At 39.4% G+C, this 21,256-nt stretch carries 12 protein-coding genes; 10 read left to right on the forward strand and 2 right to left on the reverse strand.

All coding sequences use genetic code 11. The features are described 5' to 3' along the window. Position 1: 1 nt before the first annotated feature. Positions 2-3,154, forward strand: coding sequence for a glycosyl hydrolase (locus ACFSTH_RS11130; protein WP_377771272.1), 3,153 nt, complete (start codon positions 2-4; stop codon positions 3,152-3,154). A gap of 264 nt (positions 3,155-3,418) precedes the next feature. Next, the gene (locus tag ACFSTH_RS11135; RefSeq protein ID WP_377771275.1) at positions 3,419-4,468 is read left to right on the forward strand and encodes a fatty acid desaturase; all 1,050 of its coding nucleotides are present in this window, start codon (positions 3,419-3,421) and stop codon (positions 4,466-4,468) included. A gap of 94 nt (positions 4,469-4,562) precedes the next feature. On the opposite strand, the gene ACFSTH_RS11140 is transcribed toward ACFSTH_RS11135, so the two are convergent. Beyond that, entirely contained in the window at positions 4,563-6,644 is a 2,082-nt protein-coding gene (locus ACFSTH_RS11140) for a catalase (protein WP_377771277.1), read from the reverse strand. 283 nt (positions 6,645-6,927) lie between these two features. Between ACFSTH_RS11140 and ACFSTH_RS11145 the strand changes: the two genes are divergently transcribed. From ACFSTH_RS11145 to ACFSTH_RS11160, 4 genes are all read left to right on the forward strand, one after another. Continuing rightward, positions 6,928-7,230 (forward strand): hypothetical protein, encoded by a 303-nt coding sequence (locus ACFSTH_RS11145; protein ID WP_377771279.1) that lies wholly within the window; start codon positions 6,928-6,930, stop codon positions 7,228-7,230. 25 nt (positions 7,231-7,255) lie between these two features. Further along, positions 7,256-14,023: a discoidin domain-containing protein gene (locus tag ACFSTH_RS11150; protein WP_377771281.1), complete on the forward strand. Its 6,768-nt coding sequence runs from the start codon at positions 7,256-7,258 to the stop codon at positions 14,021-14,023. 197 nt (positions 14,024-14,220) lie between these two features. Beyond that, a complete protein-coding gene (locus tag ACFSTH_RS11155) occupies positions 14,221-15,363 on the forward strand; it encodes a 5-methyltetrahydropteroyltriglutamate--homocysteine S-methyltransferase (RefSeq protein WP_377771283.1) in 1,143 nt (380 codons plus the stop codon). A gap of 222 nt (positions 15,364-15,585) precedes the next feature. Then, a complete protein-coding gene (locus tag ACFSTH_RS11160; RefSeq protein WP_377771285.1) occupies positions 15,586-15,798 on the forward strand; it encodes a DUF378 domain-containing protein in 213 nt (70 codons plus the stop codon). Positions 15,799-15,863: 65 nt separating this feature from the next. Here the strand turns inward: ACFSTH_RS11160 and ACFSTH_RS11165 are convergent, their stop codons facing one another. After that, positions 15,864-16,391, reverse strand: a complete 528-nt coding sequence (locus ACFSTH_RS11165; protein WP_377771287.1) for an NADPH-dependent FMN reductase — start codon at positions 16,389-16,391, stop codon at positions 15,864-15,866. A 549-nt stretch (positions 16,392-16,940) separates the two neighbouring features. Here ACFSTH_RS11165 and glmS point away from each other — a divergent pair. The 4 genes from glmS to ACFSTH_RS11185 all read left to right on the forward strand — a co-directional run bounded on the left by glmS (position 16,941) and on the right by ACFSTH_RS11185 (position 21,212). Next, entirely contained in the window at positions 16,941-18,899 is a 1,959-nt protein-coding gene (glmS, locus tag ACFSTH_RS11170) for a glutamine--fructose-6-phosphate transaminase (isomerizing) (RefSeq protein WP_377771378.1), read from the forward strand. 388 nt (positions 18,900-19,287) lie between these two features. Continuing rightward, a complete protein-coding gene (locus ACFSTH_RS11175) occupies positions 19,288-19,755 on the forward strand; it encodes a coagulation factor 5/8 type-like protein (protein WP_377771289.1) in 468 nt (155 codons plus the stop codon). A gap of 31 nt (positions 19,756-19,786) precedes the next feature. Next, on the forward strand, positions 19,787-20,113 hold the full coding sequence (locus ACFSTH_RS11180) for a hypothetical protein (RefSeq protein WP_377771291.1): 327 nt from the start codon (positions 19,787-19,789) through the stop codon (positions 20,111-20,113). 175 nt (positions 20,114-20,288) lie between these two features. After that, positions 20,289-21,212, forward strand: coding sequence for an AlbA family DNA-binding domain-containing protein (locus ACFSTH_RS11185; protein ID WP_377771293.1), 924 nt, complete (start codon positions 20,289-20,291; stop codon positions 21,210-21,212). Positions 21,213-21,256: the final 44 nt, after the last annotated feature.

Here is a 21,256-nt window from a genome sequence, read left to right on the forward strand (position 1 = left end):
GATGACGAAAATGACGAATAGTGATGGGAAGCAACTCGAATCATTGTTTAGTAATCCGCCTGTGGAGTTTCGGTCTGTACCATTTTGGGCGTGGAATGATCGTTTGGAGACGGAGGAACTGGAGCAACAAATTACGGAAATGTTCGAGCAAGGAATAGGTGGTTTTTTTATGCACTCTCGTGTTGGTCTGGAAACACCTTATATGGGAGAAGAGTGGATGAATGCGATTCTAACTTCTGTATCTAAGGCAAAGCAGCTTGGCATGCAGCCTTGGCTATATGATGAAGATCGCTGGCCTTCCGGCTTTGCTGGTGGAGTTGTTCCGAGGCAAGGGGATGATTATCGTGCGAAGGGACTAACGTTAGAGATAGTCAATCATGCCCTGTCTGCTAGTTTACTAGCAGACGAACAGCTGTATAAAGTCTATCGTGTATTGTTGCAGCAAAATTCCATTGTAAACTGCTCGCTTGTTTCGGTAACAGATGCAATAGATTGCACATTAGTAGATGGCGAATGTTGGCTGCTCATGCGGATGGAAGTTGCTAATGCTAGCCCGTGGTTTAATGGTGAAGCTCCTCCGGATCAATTGAATCCGGCTACTATTGCCGCATTTATCGAAGCTACTCATGAAAAATATCGAGAAGTGCTGGGTGATTTGCAAACGGCTGGCATCGCTGGCATTTTTACAGATGAACCTAGCATCCATGATCGTCATTGTCGGTTTACTGCTGGACGGGGCTGGCTACCGTGGACGACAGCATTTCCCCAATATTTTGCACAACAGCGTAACTATCAGCTCGAAGAAATATTGCCTTATTTGTTTTTTGCTGGTGAGCATGCGACGTGGGCTAGACATGATTATTGGAGAACGATAACAGAGTTATTTAATCATGCTTTTACTAGGCAATTATATGATTGGTGTGAACAGCATCAGATTGCGTTTACTGGTCATTTTTTGTGGGAAAATTCTTTAGGGATTGCAACTAGAGTGAGCGGTGCGATTATGCCGCAATATCGTTATCAACATGTGCCTGGCATTGACCTTTTAGGTGAACAAACCGATGAATATATTACTGTAAAACAATGTACGAGCGTTGCTAATCAATTTGGGAGAAAGTACGTTTTGACAGAGACATATGGTTGTACTGGCTGGCAGTTTTCATTTGAAGGACAACGATGGTTGGGTGATTGGCAATATGTATTGGGAGTGAATGTTCGGTCACAGCATTTGGCATTGTATTCGTTGCGTGGTTGCCGAAAACGAGATTATCCACCAGCATTTAATTATCAGACGACATGGTGGGAGCATTATCACATGATAGAAAATTATTTTGCAAGATTGGGTGCAATGCTATCAATTGGTACACCAATACGTAATATTGTAGTCATTCATCCTGCCACGACAGCTTGGACGATGTTAGGTACAAACCCATATGAAAATGTTAGACGGGGACTTGATCCGGATATTCCTATTATAAATGCGTTTGGGGACTCATTTAATCATTTGTTAAAGCGGTTGCAAGCCGCACAGTTTGATTATGATCTCGGTGATGAGCTAATTATGATGGATGAAGCATCGGTTGAAAATGACCATCTTCGTATCGGTCAAGCGAACTACTCCTTAGTCATTCTTCCTCCGATTCGTTCTATGTTGGAAAGCACCTTTGAGTTGCTGCAAACTTTTTTGCAAGCAGGTGGAAAAATAGTAGCGATAGAGCCGTTGCCTACGATGATGGAAGGACGTATCTCCAAAGACAAGCTACAAAAATTGTTTACTCATTCGTCGTTTATTACGTTTTCGTCAGAAGAAAAAATGTTGCAGCAATTACCTTCGCTTTGTCCACAAACGGTTAACATTAAGGAACAAAACGGGGCGACAGTAGATACGATGCTACATATGCTGCGCAAACGAGATGACGGTTATACGTTGTTTGTTGTTAATAATGACCGTGTGAACGAATATCATACTATTGTTGAACTACCTACTATTAGAGGTGTGGTGGAAAAGTGGGATGTTTATACAGGGGAAGTGACACTAATAGATAGTTTGCAAACGGCAACTCATGTTTCTTTTTTTGCAACATTTGGTGCAGCAGATTCTCATGTATATGTTATCCGAAATCAAGAGCTACCCAATTCCAGTAAGGACAAGCAAAACGAGTATATTCGTGGAAGGCTAGAGAAAACAGAAGTGTTGCAGGAACTAACTGCTACATACCAATTTGCCAAACGGACAAAGCCAAATGTACTTGTTTTGAATCACTGTCAATATCGAATAGAGGATAGTAATTGGTCGGAAAAAGTGCAGGTGTGGGCGGCGCAACGAGATATACGAGCACAATTAAACATGCGTCAAACGGTAAGTAATGATGTGGAGCAACGCTACTTGTGGATAACGGAACAGCATCAAAATGATGATACACAAGTTAGTTTACGCTTTATATTTGAAGTAGAGCAATTAAGTACAGATAAACTGCAATTAGCTGTCGAGCATATGCAGCAGTTTTCTATACAATTAAATGGCGAGCAAGTGAATAACAAACCTACAGGTTGGTTTGTAGATCGTTCTATTCATACTGTTACATTACCAAATGTGAGACTCGGAACCAACGTTCTAGAAGTAAGCTGTGCGTATCAGCTTGCGACAGAGCTTGAGGATTGTTACTTATTAGGATCATTTGCATTGTCTGAAACGCGTTCGCTTCAAGTTGAACCAGCAAGTATACCGTTAGGAGATTGGACGACACAAGGCTACTTGCACTATAATGGCAGTGTTATTTATCAATTATCCTTCTGTTGGGATGAACAACTTAAAGTGGATGAAAAAGTATTGATGCAACTTGACTTATATGAAGCTACTATTGTGTTGGTCAAGCTAAATGGAAATGATGTTGGTTCGATTCCTTGGAAATCGATAAAGGATGTAGACCTTAGTTCTTATTTGATAGCTGGGGAAAATTTACTGGAAATTGAAGTTGTAGCAAGCCCCCGTAATATGTTTGGACCATTTCACCGTGTAGCTGGAGAGCCAAGCATGACCAATAGCGCTGTGTATCAAGTAGAAGGAGACGCTTATCAAGCAGATTATTTAGTGACATCCTATGGATTATACACCGAACCTAAAATTAAACATGTGACAATAAACGAACGATAAGTTGTTTATAAGTCAAAATTAACTTTCTTAATTGCCATTTTGTGATTAAGAAAGTTTTTTGTTGAGAAAACTTATAAGATGAAGTAAGAATTTATTTGTTAAAAAAGGTTAAAATGAATAATAATACAATAAATTTCAAATTAAACTCCAATTTAACACTCAAACATATGACACTTGTTACTACTAAAAAGATATAAGACCCTTTACAATGAGAATAGAAAGATGAATGTAACTGTTTTTCCGAATAGAAGGAGGAAGTTGATCATGTCCGACACCAATAAGCAAGCCCAGTTGCGAAAAACAGTGGCTCCTTATGAAAAATCTAATCTAAATGCTAGTGTGAGACAAATTTTAAATACAATTGTACCTTTGGTGTTATTATGGACGGCTGCATATTTAAGCCTATCCGTATCATATTGGTTAACGTTATTGTTTGCTGTTTTGACGTCAGGTTTTGTCATTCGTACGTTTATTATTTTTCATGATTGTTGTCATGGTTCTTTTTTTCGAAAGAAAAAAGCAAATGATATTTTAGGTATTATAACGGGTGTCATCACACACGTACCATATGAACAATGGAAAAACTCCCATTCGATGCATCATGCAACGAGTAGTAATTTGGATAAACGTGGCATAGGTGATATATGGATGATGACTGTTGAAGAATATGCAGCAGCTTCTTGGATGCAAAAGTTTTATTATCGAGCTTACCGTAATCCACTTGTTATGTTCGGTCTTGGTCCAATTGCTATATTTGCTATTCAATATCGCTTTAATCGGAAAGGTGCAAGAAAAAAAGAGCGTTTAAATACGCATTTGATGAATATATTGCTTGTAACTTTATATGCCGTATTAATGCTAACGTTGGGTTGGAAAGAAGTATTACTTGTACAACTTCCCGTGTTTTATGTTTCTGCCGCTCTCGGCATTTGGTTGTTTTATGTGCAACACACGTTTGAAGATTCTTACTTTGAACATGATGAAGAGTGGAATTATGTAATGGCTGCAGTGGAAGGTAGTTCTTACTATAAATTGCCTAGATTATTGCAGTGGTTAACGGGTAATATTGGTTTCCATCATGTCCATCATTTGAGCCCCAGAGTTCCAAACTATCATTTGGAAGCAGCTCATAACAATACACCACCGCTCCAAAAAGCAACAACGATAACAATGTGGCAAAGTTTTGCAGGGATTCGATTTAAATTGTGGGATGAAATGGAGCGTAAGTTTATTACATTCCGAGACTTCAAAAAACAGGTTAAACGTCAAGCGGAGCAAATAAAAAAAGTGAATGACCCATTAAAAGCGAGTTAATCCTTACGCTGCAGAATGATCATAGAACGGAAAAATAATAGAAGCACCTTTTACACGACAGATGAACTGTTGTATAAAGGGTGCTTTTTGGTTATTAAAGGAGGGGACGGTTCCAAAAACGTCTTTCCGAAATAGCGGTAATAATTGGCTCTGCATTGTTAGGTAGTTGTGCATATGTCACAATTCCCGGTTGCTCACTAATAGTAAGTTCATCAACAAGAGTTGTTCCAGCAGCTAGTGCTATGATCGGTTTATATTGGTCGTAACCTTCCTGAATAAAGTGCTTCGATTGTGTTGCAAAATTAGGGTTCATATTAGCTCCACCGATAACAACGATTGCATCGAAGACAGCTGCAGCACTGGTTAGAAAACTATCTTGAGCCGCTCGAGTTTGCTCGCCAGCTCCAGTGATTGGACCAAGATGTTCGCTTATTATAATAGGCTGTATTCCAGCTTGGTTCAAATTATCTGTTACAAAAGCTAAAGATTTTTCACAATACTGATCTGCTATAATGACGGCGGCTCTTAATGTAGTCGGTAATTTTGTCGTGTTCTCCATACTTAAAGCGGGTGATGTTTTCGTGTACAATTGTTCCGGCGGAGTATTGTTTTTTCGAACAGGAATAGTCATCCCTAAATTTGCCGCTACTGTGTTGATAAGATCGTGACTGACATGATCGAACATATCCAGTACTTGCGTCCGAACAGATGGAGATTTTACTTTCCCTAGTTCAAAAGAGAAGGCGTCTTTAATATGCTGTTTTTCAACGGGGCTCATACTATTCCAAAATAAAGTAGCTTGTGTAAAATGATCTTTAAAGCTGCTACCGCGTGCGCGGATTTTGTTGCCTTCTACTTTTTCTTGATAATGAACATAACCACCATGAGAATCTGTTACGGTATGCGGATCATTGTTTGCTAATGAGTTATTTTGATAAGCGACTTGTCCAACATCAATCGTTCGTCTTCCATACCCATCTCGTTGATTGTTGTGAAAAGGACAGATTGGTCTGTTAATTGGAATTTCATGAAAATTGGGGCCGCCAAGTCGGATTAATTGGGTGTCCGTATAGGAGAAAAGTCTACCTTGTAGCAACGGATCGTTTGTAAAATCAATGCCAGGCACGACATTTCCAACATGGAAAGCGACTTGTTCTGTTTCAGCAAAGACATTATCGACATTGCGGTTTAACGTCATTTTTCCAATGATTTGTACCGGAATATTTTCTTCAGGCCAAATTTTAGTTGCGTCTAATATATCAAAATCAAATTTGAATTCATCTTTTTCCGGTAAAATTTGCACGCCAAGTTCAAAAGCTGGAAAGTTGCCTTCCTCGATATTTTCCCACAAATCGCGGCGATTATAATCTGGATCAAGACCTGCTACCCGTTGTGCTTCTTTCCAAATTAATGAGTGAACACCAAGCAGCGGTTTCCAGTGAAATTTTACAAAATGAGCTTCGCCATTATCATTAACAAACCGAAAGGCATGTACACCGAACCCTTCCATCATCCGGAAGCTACGTGGTATGGCTCGATCGCTCATCACCCACATTACCATATGTGCTGACTCTTGATTGTTGGCAATGTAGTCCCAAAATGTATCATGAGCAGATGCAGCTTGTGGCATTTCATTGTGTGGCTCTGGTTTAAGAGCGTGAATAAAATCAGGGAATTTAATAGCGTCTTGCATGAAAAAAACCGGCATATTGTTGCCGACAAGATCAAAGTTACCTGTTTTCGTGTAAAATTTGGTAGCAAAACCACGGACATCACGTACTGTTTCTGCCGAACCACGTGAACCAGCAACGGTTGAAAAGCGCACGAACACATCCGTTTTTTCGCCAGGACGTTGCAAGAAATCAGCTTTTGTATACTGCGCCATTGATTCGTATAATTCGAATTGTCCATGTACTCCAAATCCGCGAGCGTGAACAACTCTTTCTGGTATTCGTTCATGGTCAAAGTGAGTCATTTTTTCACGAAAATGGAAATCTTCCATTAAAGTAGGTCCTCGTTCACCAGCTTTTAATGAAAACTCATCTTCTGAAATTTTAACACCTTGATTAGTTGTCATCGCTTGTCCACGCCCATCAGAACGATATGATTCTAATTGTGCATGTTTCGCATTTTGTTGCTCTGTATGTTTCTCGTCGGTCTGCTTTTTTTTACTCATCAGAACATCCTCCTAATAGTTAAAAATGGTAACAATATAGTATATAGTATGACTATGAATTTAACTAGTTATGCAAGAGAATGGAAAATTAGTGTGAAAAGATTAATAAATATTACGACGGGCTCTATTTTTTTCGATTTCATAAAAAAGTCTTCCTAAGCAAAAACTCATATAGAAAGGCGGAACAATCGAGCAAAGGCAGACTATGCTAGATTTTAACGAAGATTTATTCATCATTTAGCGATACAAATCTTCCTTAAACTTGGATGAGTCAGCGACATTAATGGAGCAAGTCATTACGTATACACCAGGTGCAAGAATGGCTGCAATAGTAGTCTCTGTGTTCCCGATGATGATTCTATACCCTTTTTTACAAAAACACTTTAATAAAGGAACTTTGTCCGTTATAACGTTGCTGAAGAGATTATTAGAAAACGTACTAGCCAGTTTAGCTATTGGTATACCTGGATTAGTAGTGTATGCTGAAAAAATAGATAAAAGTCAATTTTATAGAGGTAATTGTCAATATAGTCAATTCAAAAAACGTTGTAAATATCGATACAATGACATTAGACATTGTGACTAAAATAATATAATTGGGGAGGGTACAGATGAAAAAATACATTATACTTACGTTACTATTTAGTTTAGTATTGCAAACTTGTTTGGAAGTGGGGGGAGTAAGCCGAGTCGATGCGCAAAATATGAAGGATGCTAAAGTAGTAAGCGTTGGTGATCTAATTGAAGCCGAACAAGCAGTACTTTTGTCAGGTGCGAGTATCCAAAGTGACAAGTTAACTGAGTTTTCTGGAAGCGGTTACGTGGAAGATCTAAACAAAATAGGAGCTGGCGTACAATTACAGGTAGCTATACCAGCTACACGCACGTATGACGTCACCATAAGAGCAGCAAACTTGAGTGACCAAGATAGTAGCCTTGCTATTTATATCAATAATGTTCAACAAGGTACATTGGAAGTAAGTGCTGACGAAGCTGGCGTTTGGTTAGATAAGAAGTATACGTTATTATTTGATGGTGAGATCAACACTTTAGAAATTAAATTTGGTGATCAAAATACAGGCAGCATAGCACTAGATTATATTAAAGTGGATCATTACAATGCTAATCCAAACCCAGATCCAAATGATAAGGAGTTGCTTATCAATCCAAGTTTTGAATCAGGAACGTTTGCTGGTTGGAGAGGTGCTGGCAATCGAGAAGTTGTAAGCGATACTAAATACGAGGGTAATTATGGGGCTGTAATGAAAGACGGTGGTGCAAGTATTAATCAAGATATTACTGGCTTGCAGCCAAGTACGACGTATAAATTAACCGCTTGGGTAAATCCAATACATGAAATAGACAAAGACCAATTGTATTTAGCAGCAATTAAATTTGATGGTGATAATGCCAAAACGGAAATACGGTCTACACAGGTTGGTTTTCATGAGTTGAATATCACTTTTACTACCGGTGCACAGCAATCGACAGCCGAAATTTATGTATGGAAAGCTGATAACACTGGGTCGATCTACGTTGATCAGTTTAGTCTCCAGCAATGGGAAGAAGAGGAGCCTGGTAACGGCACTGACCCGGAGTTACCACCATATGAGGAGCCGCAAGCAGGAAGTAACTTAGCCTATGAAGAGAAAGTTTATACATCATCTGTAAAAGCAGGTGCTAACCATGTAGGGAGTGGAGCAGTTGATCAGCTAATCGCTAGCAAGTGGGAAAGTGCAGCAGCCGATCCGCAGTGGATCATTGTTGATCTACAAGGTAGTTATACGGTGGAACAAGTGAAGCTCTATTGGGGAGCGACACATGCAACCAACTATCAAGTACAGTTATCCAATGATATGATTTCTTGGAACGATGTCTATACGACAAAAACGGGGAAAGGTGGATTAGAACTGTTAGAACTGTCAGAGGGACAAAGCGCCCGTTTCGTCCGCGTCCATATGACTGCTAGAAGCAGTAGTCAAGGATATATGTTACACGAGTTCGAAATATATGGGCAGAAACAAGCGGACTTACCAGTTGGTGAAGTAGCACCGCCACTTCCACATCTTCCGATACCGACTGCTAAGCAGCTGGATTATCAGAAGATGGAGACGATTGCGTTCGTCCACTTTGGCATGAATACATTCACGAACTCAGAGTGGGGAACTGGAAAAGAAAATCCTACGCAGTTCAATCCAACCAACTTCGATGCGAATCAATGGGTGAAGACGTTAAAAGATGCGGGTTTGAAAATGGTCATTTTAACAGTAAAACATCATGACGGGTTTGTTCTATACCCAAGTAAATATACCGAACATAGTGTGAAAAACAGTCCATGGAAAGGTGGACAAGGCGATATTGTAAAAGAAGTAGCGGATGCTGTACATGAAGCAGGCTTAAAGTTTGGTGTTTATTTATCACCATGGGATATGAACGCACCAAGCTATGGGCAAGGCGATGCTTATAACGAATATTATATGAATCAACTAGAGGAGCTTCTTACTAACTATGGGGAAATTAGTGAAATATGGATGGATGGGGCGAAAGGTACAAACATCGAACAAGACTACGATTTTGACGCATGGGCAGAGCTGATTTATAGACTGCAACCAAACGCTTTAATTTGGGGACCGCCGCTTGGCGATGTGCGCTGGAATGGCAACGAAACAGGGTTTATGGAAATAACGAACTGGAGTAAAGTGGTGCCAAGTTTGCCACAAAATCCGCCGTGGAGTTACGTTCCACCGCATTATAACAATGTTGACTATTTGTTAGGTCATGCTAATGGCACGATATATCAACCTGCGGAATCAGATGTGAAGTCACGTTCAGGTTGGTTTTGGAGTACGAATTCTCAACTGAAATCAGCAGAACAGTTGGTAGATATTTATCATACTACGGTGGGTAGAGGTGCTACATTACTGCTGAATGTATCGCCAGATCGTACAGGTCAATTACCAGCGACTGATGTTGAGATGTTGCAACAATGGCGAGAAAAGCTAGATGATATGTACAGTAATAACCTAGCCAGTAACGCTACAGCAATAGCATCATCTTATCGAGGCGAAGCAATAACGTATGCAGCAAGCAACGTATTAGATAACGACTACGATACGTATTGGGCGATGGATGATGAGAAGTTAACCGGTTTTGTGGAAATAAATATGGAGAAAGAAAAGTTTATCGATACCGTGTTGTTACAAGAATATGTACCGCTTGGACAACGAATTAGTAAATTTAAGATTGAAGTGGCACAAGCTAGTGGGTGGAAAAAAGTAGCGGAAGGAACCACGATTGGTTATAAACGGATACTGTCATTTGCTCCAATCAAAACTAAAAAGGTTCGTATAACGCTTGAAGAATCACAAGCTACGCCAATTATTAACAATGTAGAGTTATATATAACTGCCCAACATATTCAAACGCTAAATTTGGTAGAAGGTAAAGAAGTAACGGCGATAAATACCCATAATAATCCGGAATATGGTCCAGAGAAAGCTATCGACGGCAATGATTCTACTCGTTGGGCAACGGCGGATGGTACGAAAGAGGGATGGCTAGCAGTTGATTTTGGTGAATCGACAACATTTGACAAAGCAATTTTAAAAGAATTAGGTAATCGGGTAGCCTCGTACGTCATTCAATACTGGGATGGTGATCAGTGGCAAGATGCTTATAAAGGTACAACAATTGGAGCAAAAACAGAAGCGATGTTTGATCCAGTTACTGGAACGAAAGCGAGATTTTATTTTACAGAGATAACAGGTCATGATGCGCCAAGTATATGGGAATTTCAATTGTTCAACACTTCAGATGAACTACCAACGATACAAGCCACTAATCCAGCGAATAAACAAACAGGTGTGAAGACTGATCAGCCGATAACGATAACTTTTTCCAAACCAATGAAGATTGCTGATGAAACTGCTATTGTTTTGCGTGCAAAACAAAGTGGAAAAGCAGTTGCTCGTACGGTGTTAACAGATGGTAACACAGTGACGATACAAGCAAGCGAACAGTTGCAGTTTACGACAGAGTACGAAGTGTATATACCTAGCTCAGCACTGACAGATATGAGTGGCAACGAATATAGCAAAGATATAGTTATTTCCTTTCATACTGAGCGAGAGTTAATAACTTCACCAGGAAACACTACTTATTATGTGGATGATGTGAATGGTTCCGATGCATTTAGTGGTACTAGTCAACAAGAAGCGTGGCAATCATTTGCTAGTGTCAACGCTGTGCAATTCAAACCGGGCGACAAAATATTGTTCAAAGCAGGTGGCAAATGGTCAGGTTCGCTTCAGCCACAAGGTTCGGGAGCAGAAGGTAACCGCATTGTAATTGGTAAGTATGGGAAAGGTGCAAAGCCACTTTTTGAAGGTAAAGGTGTAGAAAACGTCATTAAGTTTTACAATCAACAACACTGGGAAGTCAGTCATTTGGAAATAACGAATCAAGGAACAACACCAGCTACATCACCACGTCGTGGAGTGTTAGTATTGGCTGAAAATTATAATCTGGATGATCGAACAAAAACTAATATGGAAGAAATATCGATACTTAAAGATTTCTATATTCATAATTTATATATTCACGATGTAAGAGGGGAAGACAAAAAAGACGGTGATGGCAGTGCGGCGATTCAAGTCTCTGTCCGTATTCCCGACATGAAAAACTTGTTAGTACCTGCAGATAGTGTTAATATGCGCACCACATTTGACCAAATTGTAATCGAAAACAATGAAATTCGTACGGTAGATCGCTCAGGTATTATTTTTTGGTCGGATTGGTTGAGTAGAGATTTGCTACGTTATAAAGATAAGTTGTATGGAGATAAAGCTACCTCGCCTTGGACACCAATGACCAATGTCGTGATCAGGTCTAATAAATTATATGACATCGGAGGAGATGGAATAGCACCACATATGACGGATGGCGCTTTAATCGAGTACAATTTCATCGATGGTTATAATGTTCGTTCCGCCGGATATAGTGCAGGCATGTGGTTATGGAATGGAGATAATGCATTATTCCAATTCAACGAAGCGACTGGTGGAAAAACAACTCGAGATGGGATGCCGTGGGACTTCGATCAAGGAACAGATGGCACGATTTATCAGTATAATTATTCTTACAATAATGACGGTGGCACACTACTATTCTGTACGGAAAATGAAGGAGAAGGAGTGCGCAACGGTATTTTCCGGTATAACATCAGTCAAAACGACAAGTATCAAACTTTCACCATTTGTGGTGCTAGTGCGATGAAAAATGTCAATGTGTATAATAACGTCTTTTACGTGGGTCCTGGCATGAATACAAAAATGATGGTTGCACAAGGCGGTAATGTAGAAGTTAATTTGTATAACAACGTATTTATCAATCATGGCTCTGGTGGATATGCGAGCAAGCCAAGTTGGAACTACTCTCACAATGCATTTTATGGAAATAACGTGCCCAATAAAACAAAAATACCAGATAAATATATGGTGACTGGTGAACATGGAATGGCGGATCCAGGCAAGGCAAAAACGATTCTTAATAAACCAGGTCCTATTGTACCAGCAGAAATTAATTGGTTTGAAGAGCTTAGTGGGTACAAGTTATTAAAAGGATCGCCTCTAATCAATGGTGGACGTTTTATTCATATGGAGGAGCAGCCGGGAGCGAAAGATTTATTTAATCATCCACTCTATAATGGGTTACCAGACATTGGTGTACATGAGTATGAGTTAGAGAAATATCCACATGTTGCTCCATTTGATCCTAATAAACCAATCGATCCATCTACACCAATTGCAGAAATTATTAACGGAGATTTTGAGAATATAAGTCAACACTTAAATTTGCAGCCTTGGAGATGGCAATGGAATGCAGGTATTAAAAAAGATGCAGATAACGCCTATGCGGGTGAGTATGTTGGTTATACCAAAGCAGTTGCAGCGGGTGCATCAATTGAGCAAGACTTTGCTGTTGCTCCGAATACAACGTACCAAATCAGCGCTTATGTGAAAGCGGCGAAGGATAGTCCTAAGTTGAATTTTGTAGTCCAGTTGAAGAAAGGATCTACATTGCAATTTGAAAAATTAATTCCAGTCACGTCTACCACATACGAACTAGTCACTTATGAGTTTACCACTGGTGCAGATATTGATATGGCAATGGTTAGTTTGTACAAAGAACCAGGAACATCAGGGGAAAATTACATCGACAATGTAAGTGTAAAAGAAGTAGTTGTCGTAGAAGTTGATCGTAGTGAATTAGAACGGGTTGTTAAAAATGTAGAGTTATTGTTAGCGCAAACGAACGTAGGTAGCGGTGTAGGCGAAGTGTCCGCCGATGCATATGAGCAGCTGCAAGCAGTGCTTGCTGAAGCAAAGCAACTACTAGTGGCAGAGCAAGTTTCTCAAGAACAAGTGAATAAAGCAAGTAGTCAGTTAGCAGCAGCAATTTTAACTTTCAGGAATGCGATTGTTGCAGCTAGTCCTGTATATCCCGCTTACCAGCCTGATAAACCGGAGATTATAGAATTGATTATAGAAGGATTAACAAAAACGATGGATGTTGGCGAGCAAGTACAAGTTCAAACAATAGCCAAGTATGCAAGTGGTTCTCAGGAAATCGTAACAGCTAACGCAAAATATGAAATATCTGACGCAGTCGTTGCAGCAATCGATGCAACCGGTAAAATAACGGCAAAACAAGCGGGAAATGCAACGATTACTATTTGGTTTAATGGAAAAGTACAGACGGCAGTCATCGAAGTAAGGAATAAAGAAGAGGAATCAAAAACACCAGAAGAAATTATAGACGAAGAAACAATACCGCTAGCTCAAGTAACCTTCCAAGATATTGAAAATCATTGGGCACAAGATGCGATTGTGCGGCTAGCGACAGAAGGTATCATTCAAGGATATCCTGACAGAACATTTAAGCCAGAACAGCAGGTGACCAGAGCAGAAATCACTAGTTTAATCGTGCGCATACTGCAACAAAAACAAACAAAAACAATAGAAAATCATTATACAGACGTACCTGATTCTCATTGGGCGAGTGGCTATATTGAAACAGCAACAGCATTACAAATAGTAAATGGCAAGTCTGCACAAGTATTTGCTCCAGATGCCGTTGTAACTAGACAAGAGCTGGCTACTATAATCGCTCGAGCGTATGGATGGGAAGATAGTGAGCAGAAGCTGGATTATTCCGATCAAGCGACTGTCGCCAGCTTTGCGTTACCTAGCATAAAAGCACTGGTAGAGCGCAATATTATGCAAGGTTATAAGGATAATACTTTAAGACCACAACAAGCTCTTACAAGAGCAGAAGTAGCAACTATATTGGCTAGAGTAATGAAGTTAGATAAAGAGTAACTGTCATGTGTTGAACTGCACCCTCGATTGTTAATTATTATTTAACAATTGAAGGTGCAGTTTTACTCTTGTGACGTACCTTATAGCACTTAACTATAGCTGGATATAGCATTTATCGTCTACTTGGTATGGTTTGCTTTATGATATGCTAGAAGAACTAGCAATTTACGCATAGAATTTAACAAAAGGGGAGTATTATGATGTCTGAATTACAACCAATTACGAAGCGAACAGTAACACCTTTTCGCAATGATATAGTAGGAAGTTTTTTGCGTCCTGCAGCACTAAAAGAAGCTAGAGAAAAATATGTTAATGGTGAAATTACTGCGGAACAGTTACGAGCAATCGAAGATGTAGAAATTATTAAATTAGTTGCCAAACAAAAACAAGTTGGGCTTAAAGCTGTAACGGATGGAGAGTTTAGACGTTCGTGGTGGCACCTTGATTTTATGTGGGGATTTTCTGGTGTAGACAAAATCAAACTCGAAAGTGGCTACGTATTTAAAGGAGTAACGACGAGAGCGGAAACAGCACGCTTGTTTGATAAAATAACGTTTACGAAGGCACATCCTTTTTTGGAGCATTTTTCTTTTCTAAAAGAAGCTGCGGGTGTTGATACCATTGCGAGACAAGCAATTCCAGCTCCAGCGCAAATGTTATTTGAGCTTATTCGTGTTGGTGATAATTTGCAAAGCACACTTGCTATTTATTCATCCATCAATGAGTTGGTGGAGGATATTGGACAAGCTTATCGGGAAGCAATATTGGCATTTTATGAAGCGGGTTGCCGTAGCATTCAGTTAGACGATACGACGTGGGGAATACTGTTGGACCCGAACACACGGGCACGCATGGAAGAAAATGGAGCAAATATCAAGGAACTATTAGCTCGTTCCGTTAAAGTAAACGAACTAGCAACGAGAGATTTACCAGAAGATTTAGTAATTACGACACATGTTTGTCGCGGTAATTTTATGTCAACATACTTGGCATCTGGTGGTTATGAATCAATCGCTGATGCTTACTTTAGTCAACCGAACTACGATGCATTTTACTTGGAATTTGATACAGATCGGTCAGGAAGTTTGGAAGTATTAAAAGAACTGAAACAAGGTGATGTTGTTTTAGGACTAGTATCCTCGAAAACAGGTGAGCTAGAAGATAAAGCAGCAATTATCGCTCGAATTCATGAAGCGGCACAATACGTTGATCTTGATCGACTATGTTTAAGCCCGCAATGTGGTTTTGCTTCTACTGAAGAAGGAAATATCCTTACGGAAGAAGATCAATGGAAAAAACTTACTTTGATTCGTGAAATAGCAGAAGAAGTTTGGGGCTAATTAGCATCCTTATAGTCAAAATAAATATTTAGTGATGAAAAGTTCAAGAATAAGCGAAGCTAGAGATACAGCAAGGTATCTGTTAGCTTCGCTTTTTGGCATGGAAACGTGAAAGCATACAGAAATTAGCAGTGAAAATCGAAATCAAAAAAATGGCACTCATGAAATTTATAAGAATAGGAAATAGTTATAAGTAACTTCTCGGAAAGGAGTGTAAGCTACTTGAAAACATTGGATGGCATTGCGTTAGCGTTAGTTATTGTCGGTGGCATTAATTGGTTGTTCGTAGGTCTCTTTCAACTTGACTTGGTTGCAGCCTTGTTTGCTGGATCAGATACGATGATGGCGCGGATTGTATATACTTTAGTCGGTATTGCAGCGCTGTATAGTCTTAAATTTTTTGGTTGGTTGGGTGAATCGGAAAGAGCTAGATAAACTTAAAAAAGAGGAAGGACAGCCGATTAAAATATAACTTATTTCAATCGGTAGTCCTTGCTCGTTTATGTTGATTGCAAACGCATCAAATCTGTCACTAATCGTTGGAGACGGCGATAATAATTTGGATCAGCAATATCATTATTTTCATCGAACTGATCGTTATGAACGAATATATGATTAGTCGGAACAGAAGCTTTAAGAAAACTAAGTATCGGCTTGATTTGATGCTCGGCAACAAGAAAATGTTTCTCCGATCCGGCTAACGTAATTAATCCAACTGGTTTATATTTCAACGCATTTTCTGGTAAAAGGTCAAATAAATTTTTTAGCGCTCCAGTCAATGATGCCTGATAAATAGGTGATGCTATGACTAGTATATCTGCTTGAAGTATTTGCTTAACGACGGCAATCGTATCATCATTATAATAGGAAAGTGGTACTCCTCGTACAAATTCCATATCGTATTCCTTCAAATCCAATAAATTTGTTTGTAATTCTGGATGCATTTGCTTCGCTAATACTAATAGGTCGTGCACTACTTTGGAAGTTTTGGAACCCGCTGTTGCCCCTGATAATCCTACAAGTTTCATCTATACTCTCCTCCATCTTGGTTACAAAAGGAATCAAAATATAACAGTTGTATTTCGATATACATAATATATGTTTATATATAATAATAGGTGATAGACATTGAAAAAGGCAAGTGAAAAAATTAATAAAAAAATAGTTGCAAAATGAGCGATAAATAAATATGATAGAAAATGTAATTTCAACAGAAAAGGGAGCGGAGAGGTTAGACCGTAATAAAAGCGCCAGAGCTTGCTGGATAGGGAAGTAGGAAGTAGCATTAAAGTGAAACGTAACTTTAAGCTAGAAGCAAGCTGACGAGGTGGGGGTGTTCGAATGATTCGGCGGGGACCCTCCGGTATGGAGCAGCTGACCGTAAGTTCATACACAAAACGATCGGGCGACCGGTCGGACAAACGTATGACAAGCTGCATAACATTTCTTCCAGTCGTCCGAAGTGTCTTCTATAGTGCAGACATGGATAAATGGACAATGGTTACTTTTATTTGTGATGACTAGGAACGCATCTTCTGAGGATGGAGAAAATGACCATCACGGAGGCTGATTACATTATGTGCGGAATTGTAGGCTATATAGGACAGAACGAAACACAACAGATTTTAATAAATGGATTGCAAAAATTAGAGTATCGTGGCTATGATTCAGCGGGCATCGCGATTATTACAGAGCAAGGTTTAGAAGTTACCAAAGCAGAGGGCAGACTGGAAAGATTAGAAGCGGCAGGTAACGAACATCCGCTAGTCGGAACAGTTGGCATTGGTCACACTCGCTGGGCGACACACGGTAAGCCATCTTACATTAATTCGCATCCACATGTGGATAATAGCGAGAACTTTGCAGTGGTGCATAACGGTATCATCGAAAATTACATGCAGCTTAAAGAACAATTAATAAGTAAAGGTCATCAGTTTAATTCGGAAACGGACACCGAAGTAATCGTTCATCTTATTGCTGAACATTATAATGGAGACTTAGTGCAAGCTGTCCAGCAAACGATCAAACAACTGCAAGGTGCCTTTGCGCTTGGAGTATTAAGTAGTTATGAACCAGATAAACTAATAGCCGTTCGGCAAGCGAGCCCGCTCATTGTTGGAGTAGGAAGTAAAGCGCAATATATCGGTTCAGACATTCCAGCAATATTGGAACATACTCGTGATATCTATATTTTGGAAGATGGAGAAATGGCAATATTAACAGTAGATGCAGTGCAAATCATGTCATTTGCTGGCGAAGTTATTTCCAAGGAAATAGAACGGATGGAATGGGATATAACAACTGCCGAAAAAGCAGGCTACGATTATTTTATGTTGAAAGAAATTTTCGAACAACCAAGAGCTTATCGTGATACGATGCGAGGCAAAGTAAAAGTAATTGGTGATGCGAAAGATAGTGGAGTAAGCCAGCAGAGCGGAGTAGAAATAAGAGAAAAAATAGATGAAGAAGTAGCAGAAAGAATAGCCAAGCAAGCAGATGTGAATTATGGATTGCCTGCTATATTGCAAGTGCAAATTGAAGAGTGCAAGCTTTCGGTTGAAAAAATACAACAAATCGAAAAAGTACACATCGTTGCTTGTGGAACTGCTTATCATGCGGGTCTAATCGGAAAGTCTGTCATAGAATCATGTGCTCGAATTGCTACGGAAGTTGATGTCGCTTCGGAGTATCGCTATCGATCACCGATGATTACCCCTCGCACATTAGTTATTGTCGTCAGTCAATCGGGAGAAACAGCGGACACGTTGGCAGCATTACGAGAAGCGAAGCAACAAGGAGCTCATGTGCTGGCAATAACCAATGTAGTTGGGAGTTCCATAGCGAGAGAAGCGGATGATATAGTGGTGACAGGAGCGGGACCAGAAATTGCAGTTGCTTCGACGAAAGCTTATACTACGCAGCTCATTGCCTTCTTTTTGCTCGGTATATACTTTGCTCAGTTGCGCCAAACGCTACCACAAGATAAGATCACCAATCTAGTTATGGCTGTCGAACAATTACCAGCTCTAGCTGAACAATTGCTAACAACAGAAAAAACGGAACAACTAGCTGAAATCGCTCGACGCATCGCTCTACACCATGACCTGTTTTTTATTGGACGAGGAGTAGACTACGCAGTAGCGCAAGAAGGATCGCTCAAACTAAAAGAAATATCGTATATCCACTCGGAAGCATATGCTGCTGGCGAACTCAAACACGGTACGCTAGCTCTCATCGAGCAAGGCACACCAGTTATTGCATTGATGACCCAACCAGCTTTGTTCGATAAAACAATGAGCAATATTAAAGAAGTAAAGGCGCGAGGCGCACACGTACTGGTCATTGCTTATGACAACATGGCAGAAGAATTAGCCAAAACAGCGGATGAAGTATTCACTATCCCGATGACGGAAGCGATACTTTCGCCAGCACTATCCGTCATTCCATTACAGCTACTTGCCTATTACACTGCCCTCACGCTTGGGCACGACATTGACAAACCACGCAACCTAGCGAAGAGCGTGACGGTGGAGTAGGTGGGTTGATAGGGAACAGAGTTGTGTCTGATGATAAAAAAGTGTGGAACCAGTAAAAAAAGTCTGGAACCATTAAAGAAACTATGGAACCAGTAAATAATATTTGGAACCACAAATGAATAAATTTAATTAATAGATCTAAAGGGTGGCCTGAATTTTTTCGAGCTACCCTTTTTTTTGTTTTTAAGATTTATTTAAATCTCGAGTGAGTTTGTGTTCAGTGGCATTAAAGTTTATTTCTTGACAATATAGCGTCCAATAAAGTATCAGACTGAGAAAGTAAAGTGATACATTACCTCGGCCTCATTAAGCTAATGGGCAGTTCCAATGTGTGGTAATATAGTTTTGCAAGACCAATAATTTTACACGGGCAAACCCAGGTGATTCCATGAGCTTAACCCACGAATTTTTTCTACTTAGCGGCAATTTTGACTTGAATGACAGATATGAATGGTACCGAGCTAATCGTTATACTTGGATTGAGAAGTCTGTAGTATCAGATGAAATTATTCAATACATAATGGACTTTTTGAACTGGTTGCCTTCATATAATCCCGAAACAAAAGAAAGCCACAAAGGGTTAAACTACTATGGGGTAACCGTTATTAACAAACCGGGAGCAGAGAAGCTAATAAGGATATTAGTTAAATGGCTTAAACTAATCGAAGAAGCACCTGACACATTTAGTATAAGAGGAGAAAACGTTTGGAAAGAAGAAAAGAATGAGGATGGCTACTGGGCACAGACTAGAAATTGGTTGAAACGAGAAACAATGCAGAGTGAATTAGAAGCATTAATTAACTTAGCTGTTAAAGCTTCAGATAATAATCAACTGATTGTTCACTTCGGCATCTAAGTCTATACAGCAAGGAATTGAACTATCTGCTGTGGCGGCAGATGAAGTATACAGACGAGACCCCGCTGAGCAGATTAGAAGGTATACGATATTAGGTTATGCTTCTAAGAATGTTACAGAGCATTTAGAATATGCGCCAGAAAAATTTCCAAAGGCTATTGAACTTTTAAAAAGCAGAGTTGAATCAGACGAACATTACTTGCTCCGGCATCTTCCTGTAATCATTAGTCAAATGAAGAAATACAATAAAAAAATATCGTCATTGGAAAAGATAAAAATGTTTAGTCCAATGTACAGGAAAAGTTCAACAGAGTTAGATGAGAGACTAACAATACAGTTAAATGATTTACTTATTTAAAGAAAGGATGAGTAGCACGTGTGTGTTAACACGATCGCTACTGATCCTTTTTATTATGTTACTGTGGTCCACTTTTTGGGGAATTCTTGTGAAAAAAGCAGGATTTTCTTGTTGGATGTCGAATTTTTACAGTGAACATATAGTTCGTTGTACATAAGGTTATAGCGAGGTGTCTATGGATAAGGTTGTTGAATTAATCGAATTTGGCTATGAGTGCGAATATCTGGACTTCAAAGAGAGGCAATATCATAAAGACAAGAGTATGGATTTTCTAATGGATATAATGGCGATGGCCAATTCACGGCATAATGGAGACAAATTCATTATTATTGGAGTCAAGGATCGACCAGAAGGTAAGGAGTTAAAGGGAATAGATCCGAAAGAATTTGTAGACTCATCTAATTATGTGCAGTTGGTTCTGAACAATATCGAACCGGAAATAGAGTTTGATTATTTCAAATACGAATATAAAGGTCTAATGTTAGGCGTTTTTAGAATTTATAAAACAGACAATAAGCCATATATGATGAGGAAGCAGTTTGGTGGACTGAAAGAGGGACATTGCTTAATCCGTAAAGGAAGTACGAATACAGTAGCTAAACGCAGCGACTTTGACTATATGTACTTAAACAAAGGACAGTTCGAGATAAGATTCCTAGAACAGTCACTACACGCCGTACACGTTAAAGAAGGTTATGCTTCAATAGAAGTTGTACTAGCAAATACAACAGAATTGCCTATTACGATAGTTGCTGGCACCTTGTATGTCTGCGATGGTCTAAGAAAAGAATTGTCAAGGCATCGTGTGTATGGACTAGATGAATTTATAGGTGCAGATTTCAAATTAGCGTTACCACCAAAATCAGAAGTGGTTGGACAGTTAATGGTTGGTTTTCAATCATCAGATCCTTTTAGATTAAATATTGATGAATTCGGAATAAGTGCTGAGCAGTTTTATTTTGAGCTTTTGTTAGTGGATGCAAGAAAGAAACAATATTCTGCAACAATGAATAAAGCAAGTGTTTTTGTAGACGGTGATTTTCTTTGGAAGGTGAAAGAACAGAAGGGAATTCCACATAAGTTTCGGACGCATAGATGATTTAATAGCATGTGAGTATTAAAACTATCGATCTAGTATTCTGT

Source organism: Paenibacillus yanchengensis, assembly GCF_042684845.1.
GTDB lineage: Bacteria > Bacillota > Bacilli > Paenibacillales > Paenibacillaceae > Pristimantibacillus > Pristimantibacillus yanchengensis.